A 1,943-nucleotide genomic window follows, 5' to 3' on the forward strand; every position below is an offset into this window, starting at 1 on the left:
GCGAAGGCCTGGCACAGGATCTCCTCCTGCACCGACGCAGGCCCCCGCCCGGCACCCACCCGGTACTCCGGAGCCGGCAACGCCTTGCGGTCCAGCTTTCCGTTCAAGGTCAACGGCAGCCCGTCCAGCACCACCACGGCCGACGGCACCATGTATCCGGGCAGCCACTCCGTCACCCACGCGCGCAAGGCATCCGGCAGCGTGTCGGCCGCCGCCTCAGCCGTGGGAACCACATAGGCGACCAGGCGCTGGTCACCCGGGACGTCCTCCCGCGCGAGCACCGCCGCCTGGCCGACCCGCGGATGTGAGGCCAGCACCGCCTCGATCTCACCCGGCTCGATCCGGAAACCGCGGATCTGCACCTGGTGATCGGTACGCCCGGCGAAGACCAGCCGCCCCTCCGCCGTCCACCGCGCCCGGTCCCCGGTCCGGTACATCCGCTCACCCGCACCACCGAACGGGTTCGCCACGAACCGCTCCGCCGTCAGCCCCGTACGCCCCGCATAGCCCCGGGCCAGACCCACCCCGGCCACGTACAACTCGCCCGCGACACCCACGGGCACCGGCGCCAGGTACTCGTCCAGCACGTACACCTGGGTGTTCAGCCCCGGCGTACCGATCGAGACGGTCGTCGGGTCGTCGCAACGCCACAGCGTCGCATCCACGGTCGTCTCGGTCGGACCGTAGGAGTTGAGCATCGTGCGACCCGGCGCCCACCGCGCCATCACCTCGGGCGGGCACGCCTCGCCGGTTACCACCAGTACGGTGTCCGTGCTGATCGAGCGCTCGTCGAGGGTGGCGAGCAGACCCGGCGGCAGCGTCACATGCGTCACCCGTGTCTCGGCCAGGAACTCCGGCAGCGCGGTCCCGAGCCGGCGCTCGGCCGGCACCACGACGAGGGCCGCGCCCGACAGCAGCGCCATCAGCCATTCCCACCCGAAGCAGTCGAAGGAGGCCGAGGCGAACTGGCCCACGCGTGCGCCCGGTCCCACCTCGAGATCCCTCACCTGACTCGCCACCAGGCTCGCCACGCCGAAGTGCGAGACCACCACGCCCTTCGGACGGCCGGTCGAGCCGGACGTGTAGCCCACGTACGCCGGGTGCTCCAGCCGCAGCTGGGCGCAGGCCACCGCCGAACTGTCGAGACCGGCGATCTCCGCCGCCACCGCCGGGTCATCCACCACGACCTGCCGCACCTCACCCGGCAGCACCCCGGCCAGCGCCTGGGAGGTCAGCACGACCTGCATCCCCGCGTCCCGCACCACGAAGGCGATGCGCTCGGCAGGGTGATCCTGATCCAGCAGTACGTACGCGCCCCCGGCCTTCAGGACGCCCAGCAGGGCCACCTGCAGGTCGGCACCGCGTTCGAGGCAGATCCCGACAGCCGACTCCGGGCCGATCCCCATGCCGGTCAGGCGCCGCGCCAGCTGATTCGCCCGCGCATCCACCTCCTGGTACGAGAGCTCCACAGCCCCGTCGACCACCGCCAACGCATCCGGGTCGCGCGTCACCTGTGCCTCGAACAGCTCCGCAACCGTCGCCGCCTCGACGTCGGCCGCGGTGTCGTTCCACTCCACCAGCACCCTGTGGCGCTCGGCCGCTTCCAGCACATCCACCGTGCTCACCCGCACCGACGGATCCTCGACGACCGCCGACAACACCCGAACCCAGCGGTTCGTCATCTCCGTGGCCGTCGCCGCATCGAACAGATCAGCCGCCGCAATCAGCTGTCCGTTCAGACCGGCCGGCGCACCGTCGGCATCGAAGACCTCGGCGGCGGCGACCTCCAGGTCGAACTTGGCCACGGGAGCACCCCCGGCCATGCGGGAGGCCCGGGCCTCTGACAGATCGAGCTTCGCCGAAGCGGCGTTCTGCAGGGTCAGCATCACCTGGAACAGCGGATGCCGCGCCATGGAACGCGCCGGCGCCAGCTCCTCCACCAG

General features: G+C 71.4%; 1 protein-coding gene. It reads right to left on the reverse strand.

The genetic code is table 11. The features are described from left to right. Positions 1–1,943 (reverse strand): non-ribosomal peptide synthetase (locus ACWGN5_RS41845; RefSeq protein WP_453524278.1); only part of this gene is annotated, 1,943 nt, incomplete at both ends.

This window comes from Streptomyces sp. NPDC055815, assembly GCF_053616475.1.